Origin of the sequence: Streptomyces sp. NRRL S-495 (genome assembly GCF_000966955.1) — a bacterium.
In the GTDB taxonomy this organism is placed as follows: Bacteria; Actinomycetota; Actinomycetes; order Streptomycetales; family Streptomycetaceae; genus Kitasatospora; species Kitasatospora purpeofusca.
In genome coordinates this window covers 1-488 of sequence record NZ_JZWY01001196.1, presented here as the reverse complement: position 1 = coordinate 488, position 488 = coordinate 1, and the positions used below count along the sequence as shown (strand labels likewise).

1 protein-coding gene is annotated in these 488 nt (G+C 72.7%); it reads right to left on the bottom strand.

The window, feature by feature from the left end; translation table 11 throughout:
* Positions 1-488: condensation domain-containing protein (locus VR45_RS40510; RefSeq protein ID WP_045944986.1), on the bottom strand; the 488-nt coding region annotated here is incomplete at both ends.

Sequence of the window (488 nt, the reverse complement as noted above, 5' to 3'; positions counted from 1 at the left end):
CTCGCCTGCTGCGCCAGCGACAGCGGCGCGTGCTCGTGCACCAGCAGCCCCGCCAACTGGTGCCGCATCCCGGACAGCGCCCCGCCCACGCTCTGCGAGTCCAACCGCACCCGCACCGGCAGCGTGTTGAGGAACAGACCCGGCACCCGGTCGGCACCCGCCCCGGAGTTCATCCGGCCGAACAGCACCGTGCCGAACACCACGTCGTCACGGCCGCTGACCACACCGAGCACCCGCGCCCACGCCAGGTGGAAGAGGGTGGCCGCACTGACGCCCTCGCGCCGCGCCGACTCACGAAGCCGGCCGGCCAGTTCATCGTCCACCACGAGGCGTGCCTGGTGGGTGGAACTGCCGTCGCCGTACGCGTCCAGCACACCGAACGGCGCCGTCGTCTCGGTGACGTCCCCGAGCAGCTCCGCGAAGTACCGCTCGTGCTCCTCGCGCGGCGTACCCAGGCGGGCCTGGGCGACGAAGTCGCGGAACGGCAG